The organism is Photobacterium sp. HL06, from assembly GCF_059552575.1.
In genome coordinates, this window is record NZ_CM183914.1 from 1,597,441 (window position 1) to 1,613,237 (window position 15,797).

The 15,797-nt window shown below is 46.2% G+C and carries 22 protein-coding genes; 17 read left to right on the forward strand and 5 right to left on the reverse strand.

The window, feature by feature from the left end:
* Window positions 1-233: 233 nt before the first annotated feature.
* On the forward strand, window positions 234-2,435 hold the full coding sequence (locus AC51G0_RS07565) for a hypothetical protein (protein ID WP_496301441.1): 2,202 nt from the start codon (window positions 234-236) through the stop codon (window positions 2,433-2,435).
* Between the two features lie 80 nt (window positions 2,436-2,515).
* Here the strand turns inward: AC51G0_RS07565 and AC51G0_RS07570 are convergent, their stop codons facing one another.
* Window positions 2,516-3,667, reverse strand: a complete 1,152-nt coding sequence (locus AC51G0_RS07570; RefSeq protein WP_496301442.1) for a methyl-accepting chemotaxis protein — start codon at window positions 3,665-3,667, stop codon at window positions 2,516-2,518.
* A gap of 322 nt (window positions 3,668-3,989) precedes the next feature.
* Between AC51G0_RS07570 and AC51G0_RS07575 the strand changes: the two genes are divergently transcribed.
* On the forward strand, window positions 3,990-4,208 hold the full coding sequence (locus tag AC51G0_RS07575; RefSeq protein ID WP_496301443.1) for a hypothetical protein: 219 nt from the start codon (window positions 3,990-3,992) through the stop codon (window positions 4,206-4,208).
* Between the two features lie 39 nt (window positions 4,209-4,247).
* Here AC51G0_RS07575 and AC51G0_RS07580 read toward each other — a convergent pair whose 3' ends face one another.
* Entirely contained in the window at window positions 4,248-4,499 is a 252-nt protein-coding gene (locus AC51G0_RS07580; RefSeq protein ID WP_496301895.1) for an Ogr/Delta-like zinc finger protein, read from the reverse strand.
* 76 nt (window positions 4,500-4,575) lie between these two features.
* Entirely contained in the window at window positions 4,576-4,938 is a 363-nt protein-coding gene (locus tag AC51G0_RS07585; protein WP_496301444.1) for a hypothetical protein, read from the reverse strand.
* On the opposite strand from AC51G0_RS07585, the gene AC51G0_RS07590 reads away from it, so the two are divergent.
* The gene (locus AC51G0_RS07590; RefSeq protein ID WP_496301445.1) at window positions 4,937-5,182 is read left to right on the forward strand and encodes a hypothetical protein; all 246 of its coding nucleotides are present in this window, start codon (window positions 4,937-4,939) and stop codon (window positions 5,180-5,182) included. The two genes, AC51G0_RS07585 and AC51G0_RS07590, sit on opposite strands and share 2 nt — an antisense overlap.
* A 28-nt stretch (window positions 5,183-5,210) precedes the next feature.
* Here AC51G0_RS07590 and AC51G0_RS07595 read toward each other — a convergent pair whose 3' ends face one another.
* Entirely contained in the window at window positions 5,211-6,245 is a 1,035-nt protein-coding gene (locus tag AC51G0_RS07595; protein WP_496301446.1) for a phage portal protein, read from the reverse strand.
* Window positions 6,224-8,014, reverse strand: a complete 1,791-nt coding sequence (locus AC51G0_RS07600) for a terminase large subunit domain-containing protein (RefSeq protein ID WP_496301447.1) — start codon at window positions 8,012-8,014, stop codon at window positions 6,224-6,226. Before AC51G0_RS07600 ends, AC51G0_RS07595 begins: the two co-directional genes overlap by 22 nt.
* A 188-nt stretch (window positions 8,015-8,202) precedes the next feature.
* Here AC51G0_RS07600 and AC51G0_RS07605 point away from each other — a divergent pair, with 188 nt between their 5' ends.
* From AC51G0_RS07605 to AC51G0_RS07670, 14 genes are all read left to right on the forward strand, one after another.
* Window positions 8,203-9,129, forward strand: coding sequence for a GPO family capsid scaffolding protein (locus AC51G0_RS07605; protein ID WP_496301448.1), 927 nt, complete (start codon window positions 8,203-8,205; stop codon window positions 9,127-9,129).
* Between the two features lie 9 nt (window positions 9,130-9,138).
* Entirely contained in the window at window positions 9,139-10,176 is a 1,038-nt protein-coding gene (locus tag AC51G0_RS07610; protein ID WP_496301449.1) for a phage major capsid protein, P2 family, read from the forward strand.
* Window positions 10,177-10,194: 18 nt separating this feature from the next.
* Window positions 10,195-10,905, forward strand: coding sequence for a phage terminase small subunit (gene gpM / locus AC51G0_RS07615; protein ID WP_496301450.1), 711 nt, complete (start codon window positions 10,195-10,197; stop codon window positions 10,903-10,905).
* Between the two features lie 104 nt (window positions 10,906-11,009).
* Complete coding sequence (locus AC51G0_RS07620) at window positions 11,010-11,432, forward strand: head completion/stabilization protein (protein WP_496301451.1); 423 nt, start codon at window positions 11,010-11,012, stop codon at window positions 11,430-11,432.
* Window positions 11,432-11,932: a phage tail protein gene (locus AC51G0_RS07625; RefSeq protein ID WP_496301452.1), complete on the forward strand. Its 501-nt coding sequence runs from the start codon at window positions 11,432-11,434 to the stop codon at window positions 11,930-11,932. The genes AC51G0_RS07620 and AC51G0_RS07625 overlap by 1 nt, the downstream gene beginning before the upstream one ends.
* Window positions 11,907-12,563 carry a phage virion morphogenesis protein gene (locus AC51G0_RS07630; protein WP_496301453.1) on the forward strand — a complete coding sequence of 219 codons (657 nt, stop codon included), beginning with the start codon at window positions 11,907-11,909 and terminating at the stop codon, window positions 12,561-12,563. Before AC51G0_RS07625 ends, AC51G0_RS07630 begins: the two co-directional genes overlap by 26 nt.
* 4 nt (window positions 12,564-12,567) lie before the next feature.
* Window positions 12,568-13,683 carry a DUF2586 domain-containing protein gene (locus tag AC51G0_RS07635; RefSeq protein WP_496301454.1) on the forward strand — a complete coding sequence of 372 codons (1,116 nt, stop codon included), beginning with the start codon at window positions 12,568-12,570 and terminating at the stop codon, window positions 13,681-13,683.
* A gap of 2 nt (window positions 13,684-13,685) precedes the next feature.
* Window positions 13,686-14,141 (forward strand): phage protein, encoded by a 456-nt coding sequence (locus tag AC51G0_RS07640; protein WP_496301455.1) that lies wholly within the window; start codon window positions 13,686-13,688, stop codon window positions 14,139-14,141.
* A gap of 9 nt (window positions 14,142-14,150) precedes the next feature.
* On the forward strand, window positions 14,151-14,369 hold the full coding sequence (locus tag AC51G0_RS07645; RefSeq protein ID WP_496301456.1) for a TraR/DksA C4-type zinc finger protein: 219 nt from the start codon (window positions 14,151-14,153) through the stop codon (window positions 14,367-14,369).
* Entirely contained in the window at window positions 14,366-14,869 is a 504-nt protein-coding gene (locus tag AC51G0_RS07650; RefSeq protein ID WP_496301457.1) for a hypothetical protein, read from the forward strand. Before AC51G0_RS07645 ends, AC51G0_RS07650 begins: the two co-directional genes overlap by 4 nt.
* The gene (locus tag AC51G0_RS07655) at window positions 14,866-15,096 is read left to right on the forward strand and encodes a hypothetical protein (RefSeq protein WP_496301458.1); all 231 of its coding nucleotides are present in this window, start codon (window positions 14,866-14,868) and stop codon (window positions 15,094-15,096) included. The genes AC51G0_RS07650 and AC51G0_RS07655 overlap by 4 nt, the downstream gene beginning before the upstream one ends.
* 2 nt (window positions 15,097-15,098) lie before the next feature.
* Window positions 15,099-15,338 carry a hypothetical protein gene (locus AC51G0_RS07660; RefSeq protein ID WP_496301459.1) on the forward strand — a complete coding sequence of 80 codons (240 nt, stop codon included), beginning with the start codon at window positions 15,099-15,101 and terminating at the stop codon, window positions 15,336-15,338.
* Window positions 15,335-15,601: a putative phage tail assembly chaperone gene (locus AC51G0_RS07665; RefSeq protein ID WP_496301460.1), complete on the forward strand. Its 267-nt coding sequence runs from the start codon at window positions 15,335-15,337 to the stop codon at window positions 15,599-15,601. Before AC51G0_RS07660 ends, AC51G0_RS07665 begins: the two co-directional genes overlap by 4 nt.
* Before the next feature lie 41 nt (window positions 15,602-15,642).
* Window positions 15,643-15,786, forward strand: a complete 144-nt coding sequence (locus AC51G0_RS07670; RefSeq protein WP_496301461.1) for a DUF6890 family protein — start codon at window positions 15,643-15,645, stop codon at window positions 15,784-15,786.
* Window positions 15,787-15,797 lie beyond the last annotated feature (11 nt).

Here is a 15,797-nt window from a genome sequence, read left to right on the forward strand (position 1 = left end):
CAGTCATTTGGCTCTCCTTTTTTGCTGGGTTGTTATGTCGAAACAACATCTTAGCTAACGTGCGCCAGCTACGTAAATGGGCCGGATTCCCCCACGTTACGGGGGATTTAAGCAATACGAACGAGTAAAAACGGATAAAACTGAATGCGAATGAATAAGAGCCTGAAATAAATTTTAGAAATTATTTGAATTGTATTTTTTAGGTGAAAGAAACCATGAAAAGGTTTCCTTACATGGCTGGGAAGATGATGTTATCTAATAGCGATCTCTATTATGCGGCTGGTAGTGTCCAGCCGCATGACAAAACAGAACAACACTTAGCCGCTTATAATAGCGGTTTTTTAGGATTCGATTTTTGTGGGCCACGCCCAAGCCGTTTAAATCCAGAACAGATTTGGAATTTGAATCGCGTTAATCGTGAAAATCAATTCCTTGTCGAGAAGCAAAAAGAGCACGCTGCTTCTTTGCCATTTTATAGCGCAGAACACATCCGCGAAGCGGCGGCACGCAGTGCCGAAAACAATAGGCTTGTCCAAGGGCGCAAAAGTCCGACACACCCACAACAAGCCCAATTAGATAAGATTCTGCGACAGGAGCGTAAGTTACAGCGTGGTAATACGGTTTTTGGTAGCACAGAGTCATTCTATTCTGAAGACACGTTATACGCGCTTACAGAGGAAGGTAACAAAGCGCGAGTATTGCCGCCAAAAGGCAAATCGAAGATTGCAGAGCCAAAAGTCAGTCCAAATTCAATCAGGTTGATGAAACGAGATTGGTCCGGCGGGTTCAAAGTTCAATATCATACCCAAACACCTTCAAGTGCAGCCCCTGATGCACAAGAAGGTGATCGATTTACTGAGAGCCTGACTAAGCGTGCAGTCAGTAAAATTTTTGAATCGGGCGCTTATGTTGCAACATGCTGTGGTGGATTTACTACGTTCCTAACCCTGACCTTTAAAAATGAACAACGAAATAAAATATTTGGGGGAATGGTAGAAGGTGATGCCGCACCATATTCCACATTGCCAGAACCACCACTTCCAGCCAGTAAAACACGTGGTCCACGTTCAATGCTGCGCGGTCGCCCACAGCTGAAATGTACTGATGGAACTAACACCCCCATAAATATTAAGCGCAATATGGCGAAATCTGTTGATCATATTGCGGGGCCCTATTGTTACATTGACACGTGTGCCGATGACCCCGCGGCCACCGTCGATATTCATGATGATGGTTCGGTTAAAGTGATGAACGAAAACGGTGATATTGCCGGGCCATATACTCCTATCTTTGCCAAGCCAGAAAAAGAATTCACATTAACAAAAACGGCTGAGACAACCATAGGAAAAGAAGTTTCCCGTTTTCTTGATGGTGCCAAAAAGATGTATCACCGTGGTTGGGTGGCAAATCATACCGTTGAAATTGATGCTGAAAGCGGCGCGGAATATTGCAAATTAGAAGAAAAATCCATAAGCGGTTACACCAAAGCCAGTGACGTTGGCCCGACTCAAGAACCTGCAGACTTTCATTATATCTGGGTGGCTGAATGCCCGGCCAATGAATACGGTGAACCTAATCCTCACGTACATGTTTTATTAAATTGGTCAGTGCCTAAACCGCAGTTTTCTGCCTGGTCAAAACGGCTAGAAAAGTTATGGGGTAATGGTTTTGCTAACTTGCAACGTATCCAGCAACCAAAAGCCGCAGGAACTTACATCATCAAAGCCGTTGGTTATGCTGCGAAAGGGGAAAATGCCGACCAAGGACTAATTAAAGGAAACCGCTACAATATTGCTCAGTGTAGTCGCGCCCCTGCGTGGGAATGTGTTGCCAGCTTTGAAGCCGATAACATGGCAGCAATTATCAAAGAATGTGGCTACAAGCTAGAGCAATGGCGTAAACCATTAAACCGAAGCATAAGGCGCATTGAAAAGCAGTTAGACCAAACCATTAAAGCGAAATCAATTGCGAAACAAGCCAAAAAACCACAAGACACCATTAACAAATTAACAGGCAGAATCATTCGTCTCGAAAACCAAATTAAAACCCAACGTGATAAAATGAAAAGCCGTGGCGTTCATGCCAGCACTAAAAATATATTTTGTATTGCCTTCGATGGCGAACAGGCCGAAGACAAAGCTTATGATTTTCTACTTTGGGCTGCGGGTGCACGTGGTTGGTCGATGGAATCTAAATCTGAAGATGAAACCTATCGCCAAACCGTAGCAGAAGCCAAACAAACCGCATGTATCGAATACGCCAACAGCTATTTCCGATTCAAAGAAAAGCGTGCTTACTGGCAAAGCGTTTTAAGTGATGAGCGATTTCTTAATGAAAATGAGGGTGATCATGAGGATGAATTGTCTAAGAGCATGCTAATGATTGAGCAATATGAGAGGTATCACAATACCGGTGATCCGTACCTACTGATGTGAGGGAATGATTATGTGTGACGAAGAAAAGCGGGTACTGGAAAAGTAGGTTGTGCTGTAATAGCCACAACCTATAAATCTGGTTAAAGCGTAAATTTAGCAACTGATGTTGAAATTGCGTCTTCCATTGTATGTTGCTCATGAATACGATGTGTAATACGGGTGATTGTTTGGTGATTACTGTTGGAATGCTGGCTAATCAGATTGATGATTTCTGTCATACTCGCGCTCATATGTTGTAAGTCATGAGCAAGTTGCGATGTCTGATCGACTAGCTCAAGCGTAGAACTTCCTTCTGTTGCCGTTTGCTGGATTATGTTTACTGTTTTATCCATGCCAGATTGCATCTCATCTAGTCTCTTGATTTGCCTGTTCATCTGTCCAGTCGCTTGATTGGTAGCCTGAGTAATTTCGCCGACAATTTGATCAATTTCACCAAGACTTTTCTGAGTGCGAGCAGCAAGTCCACGTACTTCATCTGCAACTACAGCAAAACCTCTTCCTTGTTCTCCAGCACGTGCGGCTTCAATCGCTGCATTTAGAGCGAGTAGGTTAGTTTGATCTGCGATACCTGCGACAACTGTTAATACGCCTCGTACCTTATCTGCACTGTTGTTGAGACGATCTAGATCCTGTTCCAACTCCGCATTATTTAGTGTGTAGTCGTGTAATAGCTTTTCCAGCGAGGTAAAGTTTTGCTGTACTTCTTGCAGGTTACTATTTATGTGGTCGATATTGTTGTGAGAGTCAGTGGTGCTGGAGGAGAGTACAGTTGCCAACTGGTCTAGTTCAATCAGTTTTTCACTACCTTGGAGCACAAGATTATTAGAATTTGCAGTTAGCTTTAAAACATTGTCCGCCATCTCAGCAACCTGTCCTGCATTATCTAAACTGGTGTGTGAGTTGGTTTTTATTTCTTTTAATACGGCGCTAATTTCACTGCGTAAATTGTCTACGACTGTAAGTAGTTGGGCAAGTTCAGCATTATACCGGGCATCGACATCGCAAGCGTGGGATAGATCCTTCTGTGAGATACTCTCTAAGTAGTGGCTCACTTGAGCTAATGTATCCACTCCCCAACGCTTCTCGTCAAGATCATGGATTAAAATGACCGCAGCAATAATTAGCTGGATAATCGTGGATAGTAAATTTTCTGTGAGTAAGAGTGCATTTAGCACTAGTAGTAGGATTCCAATCCAGTGAACTGTGCGCATTCTGATAAATAGTGACTTCATTCCGTGTTCCTATCACATCTAATGAGTCTGGTTTATTAATTATTTTGAATAAACCAAGTTGTTAATAGCTTTAGTAATTACATCTATCAGTAGCAGATTAAACATTCATCTACAATACATCAATGTGTTTATGTATTGGACAGCAATTTTCTGGATGTCTGGTTTTGTTGAAGCGTTTCAATACCCCCTCAGATTATACTGTTATGTAGTAAGTACCCATGGTAGACAAGCCCTGTAAATTCGTTAAAGGACTGAAAACTGTACACACACATCAAAACTACTGTATATTTGCACAGTACTATTTTTTAGGTTGGCTGTGCTGATGAAAAACGAAGAACAATTTATGGAAGCTATTGAATTCATTGTTGATAGTGTTGTGCAGAATACGGGTGATGAAAACAAAAGCGCGATAGGTATCTACTTGGCCAGCTTAGTATTGGCAGATAAGGCTGAACATTTCACTCCAGAAGTGCTTTTAGGCCTAAAGGAACTTGTAGATCAACTGGATGTAACAGCGATAGCTCTCGAGAATAGAAGCTGAACAGAGAAGGGCAGCTAGACGCTGCCCAGGTAGAAGAGATTAAAAAATTGATAACTGACTATGAAGCTGCTTCGCCTTCTCTGGCGACATCGTCTTAACCAAAGCTGTCACTAAATCGGTGGTGTCTTTTGCCGATGGGCTGAGAGTGTGGCTGAAACCTAACGACATAACGAAGGTATGGCCGCACTCTGGGTCAGCACAGGAACAATATAAATCAGCCGAACGGCTAGTAAACCAATTCGTTTTTTCAATACGGGCTTTATGCCCGCACTGAGTGCAATTAATCCGCATCGACATTTGAATACCCTTGACTTGATCTGATGTATCAATAGTAATCTAGTTGCCTGTTTTTTTGTACAGTTGCGTGTTAATCTTTGTTAAAATCTTCTCCAGTTTTATCATTTTCGTAGAAAGTGATTCTACCTTGCTTGGTTGCTGAGAGAATTTTTATGATGTCTTCTGGGCTGTAGCCTTTTGCTTCTTCAAGGTTGCCTTTATTATCGAATTTTGCATATCGTTCTTTGTTTGAGTTAACCCAAGCAATCATAACTTTTGCAATGGCATTCCACGGCATGGCATCAAAGGTAGCGCTAATAGCACGTAACACAGGGGTTTCAGGGGCGTTAGAGAAAGTTAATATTTCACTGTTTTCAATATTGGCCTCTTCTAACAGGGTAAGTACATCGTCTGCAATGGCAGGGTGTAACACTAATTCAAGGTGATAATTCATGTATATGCTCGGTTTTCATCCAAAAACAATGACCAGGCGATTAAGCATGGTGTGCTTCATGATTTGCTCTGCATTTCGATTGCTAGTTATAGGCCGTTACTACTGGGTGGGTAGTCTTGCCAAAGATCAATCAAAAGCAGATAAAAATCATTCGGATATAAACGTATATGAATTGGTCGATTGCCGTAAAGCCAATCAGCTCGCAAAACCTGACGATTTAGTGAAAGACATCATAAAGCTATGAAAAACAGGCCGTTAAATGGCCTGTTTTGCTATGCGACTAACTGAAGCCGGTATCGCTTAGGAATGTCGGGATCTTGATTTATTGCGTCAATAGTCTTTCTCGCCAGCGGGATAGATTCATTCTTCTTATAGGCTTCATCGGCCTTTAGCGGGTCGCCAAGGTTCTGATTACCTGATGGAATAATGCCACCTAGTGATGATGGGAACCGATGAGCCGCTAGCATGTCTTGCGCTGTTACTGATTTGATACTGGTAAAATCATCTTTAGTGGCAATGTCACCCACAGGGATGATCTTAATGCCGTCTGACTTACCGTTGGGGATATTGATAAACATACTGCTGAAGTTACCCACGCCTTTGCTACTTTTCATCGCTTTCTGCATCTCTTCTTCTTTATCCGCATCTAGCCCTGGGTCGGTGGCATAAAAAATAAAACCACAGTGAGCGCCATTCTTATAATATTTGCGGCGGAACAGGGTAGCGTCGGTGTTCAGCATGGCAGATTGCAAGCCGCCCATGTAATCGGGAATGCCATAAATTTGTTGGTACGGGTCGTATTGCTTAATGAAGATAATGTCATTAGCGGAATAGGTTTTAGGCTTGTTATCGCGCTGCATGTATTTAAAACTGCCATCTTTGCATACGCGAAGCCAAATGCTGGAAAGGCAAATCAGTTCAATAACACGGCCTAAGCGATCCCGAATTTTTAGCAGTGCGGCATCACCGAACATCAAGTAATTATAAAGAAAGGCTTCATATTCATGGCGTTTAATTAACGACGTCAGCTGAACTTGTTCTGCTGCCATATTGCGCCGGCTAAATATAATCGGTCCGTGATATGGGTTAGATTTGCTGACTTTAAGCAATAAAGTGCGATCAAGCGGTGGAACCCAAAACTCGTTCCAATCGTCATAGAAAATACAGCCACTGTCATCTAAACAGTTAAGCATGTCGAACCCGCTAACCGAATCCCACCCTTCATTACCAAATGAAAACATCAATGGCGTTTTAGTGCTGGCTTCGCTGTTATCTACGTCTTTGTTTACGCTGCTATTGTCGTCCATGATGATTTCCGTTTCGTATTATGGTCTAAGGGTTCATTGGCAGCCGCATGAGAAATAGCAAAGAATACATCTGCATGGCCTGTGCTTTCGGTGCGGTCGGCTTTAAAGGTCATTTGGTTGGTGCTGCCAGTAACCCCGCGCTTAATAGCCAGGAATGAAGCACCAATATCCTTGTGCTCGGCATCCCAGCTAATCCGTTGGTTTTCAATTAAATCAATCATCTTCAATACCAAACGGGTTTTACTGTCCACACTGTAATGAATCGCATGGGCTTCGCGTGGGAAAAGGTTGTGCAGCATATCGAATACACCGCCACCTATTCCGGTAATGTCGACACCGATATAGGTCACGTGGTAACGCTGGTAAATGCGTTTTATCTGTTCAACATGGTGCTGGAAGTTGAGCCCGCGCCAATGGTGCTTTTCCAGTACCCGGAATTTTTCACCCTCAAACTGAGGCGGAGCCAATACAACCAGGGTGGCATTGTCTCGGGTTCGGGCAGGGTCGTAGCCCAGCCATACTTCACGGCTGGCAAATGGCCGTATATTTTTCGGCTTGAAGTCGCGCCAGCTGGCGGAATCAACACCACAGCTTTCCAACTGGGCGAACTTGAACACAGATTGCGAATCATCAACAAACATGCACATGAACAAGTTTTTGAAATCATCTTCACTGTATTCGTCGCGTAGTTCCTCGATATCGAATAAGTTACACCCACCATTGGCGGCATCTTCAATGGTGACGATATAACGCCATTGCCTGTCGGGGCAGAGTCGGCCGCCGTCCCGCATATCATCGAAGGCTGGAAACTCTTTGAGCTGGCGATCCTTCTTATCACCTTTCCACTTGTCGCCAGTCCAGAACCCGTACGCCGGGTGCCCTTTGGCGGATGGGGTGCTGAAATAGGTTTTCCGCCAGTTCTTGTGGGTTGCCATTGCAGACGCGAGCTTGTTTAGTTTCTCGAACTGCGGGATCCAGAAATACTCATCAATATAAACATGGCCGTGGTAAGACTGGGCCGTATTGCTATTGGTAGAAAGGAAGCGAAGTTCAGCATCACCATGGGCGGTATGTAAAGTGATAGGGTTGCCGGAAAGCTCAACACCTAAAAACTGTTTGGCAATGGCAATAATGTAACTGCGGAAGACTTCCGCCTGGGCGCGGGAGGCCGACAGGAATATTTGCGGGTCGCCAGTAAGTACGGCATTTTCGAGTGCTTCACCTGCAAAGTAATAGGTGGCCCCAATCTGGCGAGACTTCAGAATGTTTCGAGTTCTTTGGTGAAGGTTGTCACGCATTACATGCTGATAGTCGAACAGGCTATCGTTCCACCCATCAAAGTCGGATGCTGTCAGCTGGCTAACATCGTTCTTTTTCTTCTTGCCTTTCTTCTTATTACTCGGCTTACCGCTTTGATTCTGCCCCTGATCATTGTTCCCAGTTTCGCTATCACTATCAGCCGGTTGAGCTTTAGCTTTCTGCTCCTGGGCTCGCTGCTTCTTCAGCTTCACATGCTTTTCAATCAGCATGTCGAGTTCTTTGATCTGGTTTGGTGATTTCTCTGGAATATCAGTAAGCATCACGATTCGACGGGAAATCGCCTCGTCCACTTCTTCTTCACGTAATAAATCACGCCAGCTGTATTTATCAGCCCAGTAATAAATCACCCGAGCATTCGGTAGCTCAAGTTCGCATCGTATTTCATCTGGTGTCCAACGCCGTAAATAGAGGCGTTTGGCCGCTTCGCGGATTTCGGGAGAGTATGCCATGCCGCAATCATACAACTGCAAATACTTCAATTGACGCAATACTGTTCGGATGGTTTCGGATAACGTAAAAATCCGAATTTGTCAGAACAGTATCGAATGCGTGAGGTTGTTCAAATGCGTATTCTTGCCGTGACTTGATATTCATTTGAACAAAGCACTGACCCTAGCAACAGAGTGAACCACGGACGATGCCTAAACACGGACAGTTAAAAACCGAACGGATTCGGGTGGCCACGGAAGGCCAAACCATCGACGGTCGAACCATTACCAAAGACTGGATCGACCAGATGGCAGAAACGTACAACCCCGATGAGTACACCGCACTAATTTGGCCGGAGCACCGTCGTTTTAATTGGTTTGAGGGTAAAGACGAAGACAACTGGGGTGAAGTGCTTGAATTAAGCGCTGGTAAAGAAAATGGCAAGCACCGTTTGTTTGCTGTTCTTCGTCCTAATAGCCATCTGCTACTGGCAAACGAAAAAGGCCAGAAGCTATTTACCTCTATCGAACCAGACCCAGATTTTTGCGATTCAGGTAAATGTTACCTGAAAGGCCTAGCAGTAACCGACCGCCCAGCCAGCACCGGTACCACTCGATTAGAGTTCTCCGAGAATAAGTCACAGGACGTGACGGAGTTAGAACCGTTAGAGCTGGAGTTTCAATTCACCGAGCAGGTTAAAAAATCACTGGCAACCCGATTTTTCTCGATGCTGTTTGGTGAAGAACAGAGCGACACAGATAACCATCTACCAGACAAGGATGATGAAACCATGAAAACGGAGCAATTCAACGCTCTGACCGAATCCATTACTAAATTGGCGGATGGTCAGGCTGCGCTTCAAACAACTTTGCAAAACCACTTCTCAAAAGATGGTAGCGGTGAAGGTGGTGAGCAACCGCCAGCAGATAAACTCAAAGGTGCTGATGATAATCCGAAGGATGAAGGTTCTGTCACCACTGAACAGTTCAGTGAACTAACGGGTGCATTAACTAAGTTGGCAGAAGGCCAAACCGCGATGCAACAGCAGTTCAGTAAGCTACTGGAAGAAGGTGGCGACCAACGCCCTGATCTTTCTGGTGGTTCTGACGACTTCAATTATAACGATCTGGTTTAAGGAGAGACCATGCAACTTAATCAAATTGCTCGTAACAACTTAAACCAGTACAGCCAGAACTTAGCAAAAGCCTTCGGTGTTACTTCGGTTAAAGAGCTGTTCTCTATCACTGGCCCAAAAGAAACCCAACTGCGTAAAGCACTGATGGATTCAGTGACGTTCTTAAACCTGATTACTGTGGTTGATGTTGATCAGATCTCTGGTCAGGTGGTTGAAATTGGTGCACTTGGCTTGCATTCAGGCCGTAAAAAAGATGGTCGCTTCAATAAGAAAGCATCACCAGATGGTTTTGAATACAAGCTGACTGAAACAGATTCCAACTGTTCAATTACCTGGGACACCCTGAGTGTTTGGGCGAACTCGGGCAGCAATGGCGAGTTCATGAAGCTGCTGAACGAATCCGCCAATATGGCATTTGCACTGGATATGATCCGTGTCGGCTTCAATGGTACGTCAGTAGCAGAGACAACTGACCCGGCAGCTAATCCTAACGGTGAAGATGTTAACAAAGGCTGGCAGCAAATCGTTAAAGAACAAGGTGCGAAAGAAGGGGAAACCAGCCGGATTGTAGCACTCGATGTTTATTTAGATGGCGATGGCGGTGGTGATTATAAGACGCTGGATGCAATGGCATCTGATCTTATCAACAACTACATTCCGGCACAGTTCCGCAATCATCCTGGTTTACGTGTTCTGGTTGGGGCTGACCTTATCGCCGAAGAATCTGCTCGCATCTATGACAAAGCAGACACCCCAAGCGAGAAGAAAGAAGCGCAGCACTTGCCGTTCTCTATTGCGGGTCGCCCTGCGATTGTGCCGCCGTTCTTCCCGGGTAAACGTATGACGGTAACCATTCCGAAGAACCTGCATATCTATACCCAGAAAGGCACTCGCCACCGCAAGGCCAAGCACGAAGAAGATCGCAAAGCGTTCGAGAACAGCTATTTGCGTTGGGAAGGCTATGCCATTGGTAACTTTGAAGCTTATGCCTCTTTCGATGAAGCGAAAGTGCATATTGGCGCTAAACCAGCAGAACCAGCAGAGTAAATATTGAGAGCCTAAAGCATGAGCCTTTCACCGTGTCGTCGCGATAAACAGATTAAGTTAGCCAAAAAGCAATCTATGCAGGCTAAAGAGTCCGGTATCGCACCAGAAAGCAGCAGTCTTCACCTTCAGTTGATTGCGCTGGAAGACGACATTAAACGCTTGAAACAGTGTGACCGCATCGCAGACAAAATCACCATGAAGCGTGAAGAGCTGCTACCCAAGTACCGCCCTTATGTAGAACGGTACTTATCAGAAGGGGATGTGTTCACCAATCAGGTGTTTGCTCATGTGGTGATCTGGTTGTTCGACACAGAGCAGTTTGACCAGGCAATTGAATGGGCATTGGTCTGTATTGAGCAGGGGCAACCAACCCCGGATAACGTGAAGCGTAACTGGCCGCATTTTATTGCCGACAGTGTGCTGGTTTGGTGTGAAAAGCAGGCCGAGCAGGGCAACAGTGTAGAGCCGTACTGTTCCAGCGTGTTCGAGAAAGTCCGTAAAGACTGGCGACTGAACGAAAAGTTAACCGCTAAATGGTTCAAGTTCTGCGGCTTACTTTTAATTCGAGATATGAACGGCAAGCCTTTAGCCAGTGCTATCGATGATGTGGAAAGGTTAGAACAGGCTCAAAAGTTACTGTTTGAGGCTAATAGCTTCAACAACAAAATTGGGGTGAGAACCCTGATCGAAAAAATTGATATGCGCATACGTGCGCTAACGGAATCATAAAGACTCCCAACCCCCCAAGGGTTTTTGGCCGAGGTGTTGCCCAGCAATGGAAAACAATAACCGTCGACACCAATTAACCCTTACCTATTTAAGTAGGTGACGTGATGAGCTTTGGTGGCAAACCTAACACTGATGACAATACGCAAATTGCAGGTGCAGGCTGGCCGGATTTATCAACCGATGAGTTCCGCAAGGTTCGCCGCGTTCCTACGACATTCGATAACGATTCTATGGCAATGGCAATACGTATTGCTGCAAAGGCGGTAAAGAAACAACTGGTTTCGCTACTGGATGAAGCAGGCCAGCCGCCAGTGTTGGATGAAGATGATACCGCCATCTATAAACGTGCTGTGTATGGCCGGGCGCATGGTGATTTGTTGCCAGAGTTCGCCACGCAAGACCGCCGTAAAGAAGCCAATAATGCGGCAACGGATGAGCCCGACCAGCAAGATAAATTCTTGGCCCAAAGCACACGAGACACCCGCCAATTGCTTGGCCTTGGCCGAGCGTCAGTAGGGGTGATCTGATGTCAGATGAAATCTATACCAAAACCAAGTTAGAGCACCTCACCGAATACATGGTTGATCACCTGAAAAGTGATGTGCTCGAAAACAAATTAGATGCCTGGCAGGAGTCGGCAACCATTCAGGTGGATGGTGAAGACCGGGGTAATGGCGGCCACATCGTTGCCCAGTGGCGTTACACCGCAGTGATATCGATTGAAGATTTACCACATCAGCAGTTAGACCCGCGTAACGTTTTTGCGCTTGTTGCTTGTTGGCTGGCTGATTGTGACCGCGACCGAAACGAATACGAACTGGGAGATCCAGAAGTGACCGTGGACGTAAATAGCCAGGAATCAGCCGATGTATCAATTGAACTGGAGTTGATGGAGCCGATTGAATTGATCCCTGACCCGCTCGGCATGGTGTCATGGCGTGGTCAAACCTACCGTGTTCAAACTGTGCCGATTGATGTGGCCGAGGATATTGAGGTGGCAAATGACACCGATCATCCAACTGAATGAACGGCACCGGCTGAACTTCAATGAAAAGCTGGCTTTGATGGCAATGCCACCGAAGAAGCGAGTTTGGATCCTTAAAACGCTTGGACGGTGGGAACGAAAAAACACTAGGCAACGCATTCGCCAGCAAAAAGATATTCGCGGTAAGAAGCTTCAGCCAAAGCAATCGAAGAAGAAAGGCAAGATGCTCAAGCGAATGGGCAAAGGGTTGGAACCTTATGTTCGCAACGCCAACCGCTTAGAACTGACATGGAAGAACAAGTTAACGGGCAGAATTGCAGCCCGTCACCACTTGGGCCAGAAGCAACGAGTAACTGCCGGCCAGATGAAAAAACGCTGGGGCACACCGGATTACAACGCGCAATGCACCAAGGGGCAGGCAAGGAAGCTGCGGGAACTGGGTTATACGGTACCGCGAAAAAGTGGCAAAGGACGAAAGAAGCCGACCTTACGCCACATTATGGAAACCATCACCCACGGTAAGGCAGGGTTAATCATCAGGGAGTTGAGCAACCAGCCTAATCAGACCGCATGGGATATCCCACTGGCAGAACGCCAGATACTGGGTAGCCGAGAACAGGAAGTGAATCGCCAGCTCATTCAAATTATTGAGCAGGCTCGCAGAAGGAACTGAAACAATGGCAATCGGTAAGGTAGAGGTTAACAACCTCAATTTAGGGCAGGGAACACCGCCTGAAATTGAACGCCACATGCTATTCATTGGAAAAACAACAAAGGCTGAATTGCATGGCAAGGTAACACGCATTAATGCCATGACTGATTTAGATGATGTTGTCGATAGTGACAGCTTGGGTGACAACGTTAAAGCGGCACAGCTTAACGGTAAACAGAATTGGACTGCAGCTATTTATGGTTTGGCTGATGGTGCTAGCTGGGAAGATGCCATTGACCATGCCAACGAAACGGACAGCTTCGAAGGTGTTGCCTTGTGTGATGTCACCACAGATAAGGCTGACTTTGACACTATGCAATCCAAGGCCGAAGAGCTAACCAGTAAGTTAGGCCGTTGGGTGTACATTCTGGCTGCTACGCCGGGCATTGATACTGATGCTCAAACATGGGCGCAATATGAAACGGCCATGATCCTCTTAACCAAAGATGTCGCTGCCCGCTGGGTGACGCCGGTTCCTATGCTCAATGGCAATAACATTGGTGTACTGGCTGGCCGTTTGTGTGACCGCACGGTAACAGTGGCAGATACGCCAATGCGAGTATCAACCGGTTCAGTTTTGTCTCTGGGTGCAATGCCTGTTGATAGTGCGGGTAAAGCGTTGGCAATGTCGACCATTGCAACACTCGCAGAGGCTCGCTATTCGGTACCGCAATGGTACGCCGATTATGAAGGCACATACTGGTCTGATGCGATGACGCTGGAAACCAAAACAGGTGATTACCAGTATTTGGAGTATGTGCGTCCCGTTCATAAAGCTAACCGCCGGGTTCGCTTCAAGGCCATTGCACGTATTGCCGATCGCATTCTTAACTCTACCCCTGCAAGTATTGAATTGAACCGCAGTTACTTCCGTAAAGTGCTGTTCGATATGAGCGAAACCACAGAAATCGGCGGTATTACTTTCCCTGGTGAAATCATGACGCCACGTGATGAAGACGTGACGATCCAATGGGTAAGTAAAACCAAAGTCATTATCAGCATCATGATTAAGCCGCATAACTGTCCGAAGCACATTGTGGTGAACATTGCGCTTGATTTAAGTAACGGAACGGAGGCCTAACTATGTCAATGCGTATTTCTGGCAAGAACATGCATTTCACCTTGGGCGATATCAAACTGAAAGCCCAAAAGAACACTCTATCTATTACCGATAATTCAACCACCAATAAAACCAGTGGTGTACCTGATGGTTATGTCGATGGTGATGTAGAAGCCTCGGGCGAAATGGAATTAACGACGGCACAGTTCAACCTGTTAAGCAAAGCGGCCAAGAACGCAGGTTCATGGCGTGGCCTGCCTGAATTCGATGCCATGTACTACGGCAAGATTGATAAAGAAGAACTCAAGGTTGAAGCCTTTGGTTGTCGTATCAAGCTATCTGACCTCTTAGATATTGATGGCAATGGTGGAAGTGCCTTGGTTCACAAGGTGCCTTATGAAGTGACCAGTCCTAAGTTTGTTCGCATCAATGGCGTGCCGTACTTGCGTGATGATGAAACTGAAGACTTGGTGCAATAAGGGGGCTTGATGACTGATGTTGTCGACCAAGGCTGCCGTTTCGAAGCCCAATTCACAGAAATGGCGATTGCCAAGCAACGGGCAAGGTCTCACCAGACTGAACAACGGGAAAGCGCACATGAATGCGGCGAATGTGGCGAGCCAATTCCCGAAAAACGCCGCGAGAAAGTACCGGGGTGCAGGTATTGCACCTCATGCCAGGAACTAGCAGACAAGGGACGTCTATGAATATCGCAAAACGCTTTATTAGCTATGTGATTAAGCCTGTGCTTGATCAGTTGGATGCGGCCGCCGGAGGTAAGGGCAAGCTGAACACGGATGCGGCGGTTGCTCTCATCATGATGATTGTGGCCCATGAATCCGGCAAGTTCACGTATTCCAAGCAGGTTCGTGGGCCAGCGATGGGTTTTACCCAAATGGAGCCGGCCACCTTCTACTGGCTGATTGAATGGCTGGGTAAAACAAAACCACACCTGTTGGACGCCATGAGTATGTTCGGGGCCATTGGTGAACATGATCCGTTGATGATGGTGATTTGTCCTCAGTATGCAGTGGCAGCCGCCAGGATGAATTTGATTAGGTTCCCGGAGCCGTTACCAGCAGCTGATGACCTTGATGGTCTTGCTCGGTACGCCAAGAAGTACTGGAACACCTCGGGAGGTAAAGCCACCGAAACGGATTACAAAAACGCTTACCTTCACATGATGGAACAGGAGCAAGCCGCATGAATTTCGTTACTGGCGTACTACTGAAAACGGTTTGGGAAGTCCTGAAAGGTCTGTTCTTCCAAATCGGTTGGAAAATCATTCTGGAACGCTTCGCAACCCGGGCCGTGGTTTGGGGCTTGGAAACACTCAAGAACCTGACAACCAACGATGTGGTTCAAGCAACGGTTGACGATGTAATTGCATCGCTGCAGGGCAAACGCCTGAAGGAAGTCCCTAAAAAGGAATAGCTATGGATCCAAACTGGCTGAATGCACTGGTAGCACTGGCCTCCTTACTCACTTTGCTTACCAGTGTGCTAATCGGCTACCTCTTCCGCTTGTCGAAGGAGCTATCTGATTACAAAACCTATGTGGCGCAACATCATGCCACCAAGGAAGAACTCAAAGATATGGCGGAAAGGATGGAACGCCACTTTGATACTGGATTTAACCGAGTTATCGAAATGCTTAAACAAGGAAAGGCAGCATGAAAGAGCAAGTAGTTACCCTGAACGTTGGCAAAGAAGAGTTGGCATTCCAACCAACAGAAGTTGAATACAACGACTATATGAACGAGTTGATGCCAGATAACAAAGTCGCACCGGCACATAATTTTCTGTTCAATTGCGTTACGGAAGAATCGAAAGATGCCCTGCGTAGTATCACCAATGCCAACCCAAGTGCTGCTGTGCAGTTAACCGCAGCAGTAATGGCTGAATACGCGCCACAGTTGGAAATCACCGTAAAAAAATAGATGGCCTTGTCGCTGCGCTTGACCGCAACGACTTTGGCAAGATGCTCGCTTGGCGTCGTAAGTGGATGCCTGGTGAGCCGGACACCGATAGCAATTTAGCCAGGGCTGTTTGGCTAGAAAAGAATCACTGGGAAAACATGGCAACGGCCACCGCGAACGGAGTAGCGAAAGCCTTTAGTTCATAAGCAAGGATGCA

What these genes read in the sequence shown, in the direction of transcription:
- AC51G0_RS07600 (WP_496301447.1), bottom strand. Translation starts at nt 8,014, where the DNA reads ATGGCATACTCTCCCGAAATCCGCGAAGCGGCCAAACGCCTCTATTTA.
- AC51G0_RS07575 (WP_496301443.1), top strand. Translation starts at nt 3,990, where the DNA reads ATGAAAAACGAAGAACAATTTATGGAAGCTATTGAATTCATTGTTGAT.
- AC51G0_RS07565 (WP_496301441.1), top strand. Translation starts at nt 234, where the DNA reads ATGGCTGGGAAGATGATGTTATCTAATAGCGATCTCTATTATGCGGCT.
- AC51G0_RS07580 (WP_496301895.1), bottom strand. Translation starts at nt 4,499, where the DNA reads ATGCGGATTAATTGCACTCAGTGCGGGCATAAAGCCCGTATTGAAAAA.
- AC51G0_RS07655 (WP_496301458.1), top strand. Translation starts at nt 14,866, where the DNA reads ATGAATTTCGTTACTGGCGTACTACTGAAAACGGTTTGGGAAGTCCTG.
- AC51G0_RS07650 (WP_496301457.1), top strand. Translation starts at nt 14,366, where the DNA reads ATGAATATCGCAAAACGCTTTATTAGCTATGTGATTAAGCCTGTGCTT.
- AC51G0_RS07605 (WP_496301448.1), top strand. Translation starts at nt 8,203, where the DNA reads ATGCCTAAACACGGACAGTTAAAAACCGAACGGATTCGGGTGGCCACG.
- AC51G0_RS07590 (WP_496301445.1), top strand. Translation starts at nt 4,937, where the DNA reads ATGTATATGCTCGGTTTTCATCCAAAAACAATGACCAGGCGATTAAGC.
- gpM (WP_496301450.1), top strand. Translation starts at nt 10,195, where the DNA reads ATGAGCCTTTCACCGTGTCGTCGCGATAAACAGATTAAGTTAGCCAAA.
- AC51G0_RS07625 (WP_496301452.1), top strand. Translation starts at nt 11,432, where the DNA reads ATGTCAGATGAAATCTATACCAAAACCAAGTTAGAGCACCTCACCGAA.
- AC51G0_RS07640 (WP_496301455.1), top strand. Translation starts at nt 13,686, where the DNA reads ATGTCAATGCGTATTTCTGGCAAGAACATGCATTTCACCTTGGGCGAT.
- AC51G0_RS07610 (WP_496301449.1), top strand. Translation starts at nt 9,139, where the DNA reads ATGCAACTTAATCAAATTGCTCGTAACAACTTAAACCAGTACAGCCAG.
- AC51G0_RS07620 (WP_496301451.1), top strand. Translation starts at nt 11,010, where the DNA reads ATGAGCTTTGGTGGCAAACCTAACACTGATGACAATACGCAAATTGCA.
- AC51G0_RS07595 (WP_496301446.1), bottom strand. Translation starts at nt 6,245, where the DNA reads ATGGACGACAATAGCAGCGTAAACAAAGACGTAGATAACAGCGAAGCC.
- AC51G0_RS07570 (WP_496301442.1), bottom strand. Translation starts at nt 3,667, where the DNA reads ATGAAGTCACTATTTATCAGAATGCGCACAGTTCACTGGATTGGAATC.
- AC51G0_RS07660 (WP_496301459.1), top strand. Translation starts at nt 15,099, where the DNA reads ATGGATCCAAACTGGCTGAATGCACTGGTAGCACTGGCCTCCTTACTC.
- AC51G0_RS07635 (WP_496301454.1), top strand. Translation starts at nt 12,568, where the DNA reads ATGGCAATCGGTAAGGTAGAGGTTAACAACCTCAATTTAGGGCAGGGA.
- AC51G0_RS07585 (WP_496301444.1), bottom strand. Translation starts at nt 4,938, where the DNA reads ATGAATTATCACCTTGAATTAGTGTTACACCCTGCCATTGCAGACGAT.
- AC51G0_RS07645 (WP_496301456.1), top strand. Translation starts at nt 14,151, where the DNA reads ATGACTGATGTTGTCGACCAAGGCTGCCGTTTCGAAGCCCAATTCACA.
- AC51G0_RS07670 (WP_496301461.1), top strand. Translation starts at nt 15,643, where the DNA reads ATGCTCGCTTGGCGTCGTAAGTGGATGCCTGGTGAGCCGGACACCGAT.
- AC51G0_RS07630 (WP_496301453.1), top strand. Translation starts at nt 11,907, where the DNA reads ATGACACCGATCATCCAACTGAATGAACGGCACCGGCTGAACTTCAAT.
- AC51G0_RS07665 (WP_496301460.1), top strand. Translation starts at nt 15,335, where the DNA reads ATGAAAGAGCAAGTAGTTACCCTGAACGTTGGCAAAGAAGAGTTGGCA.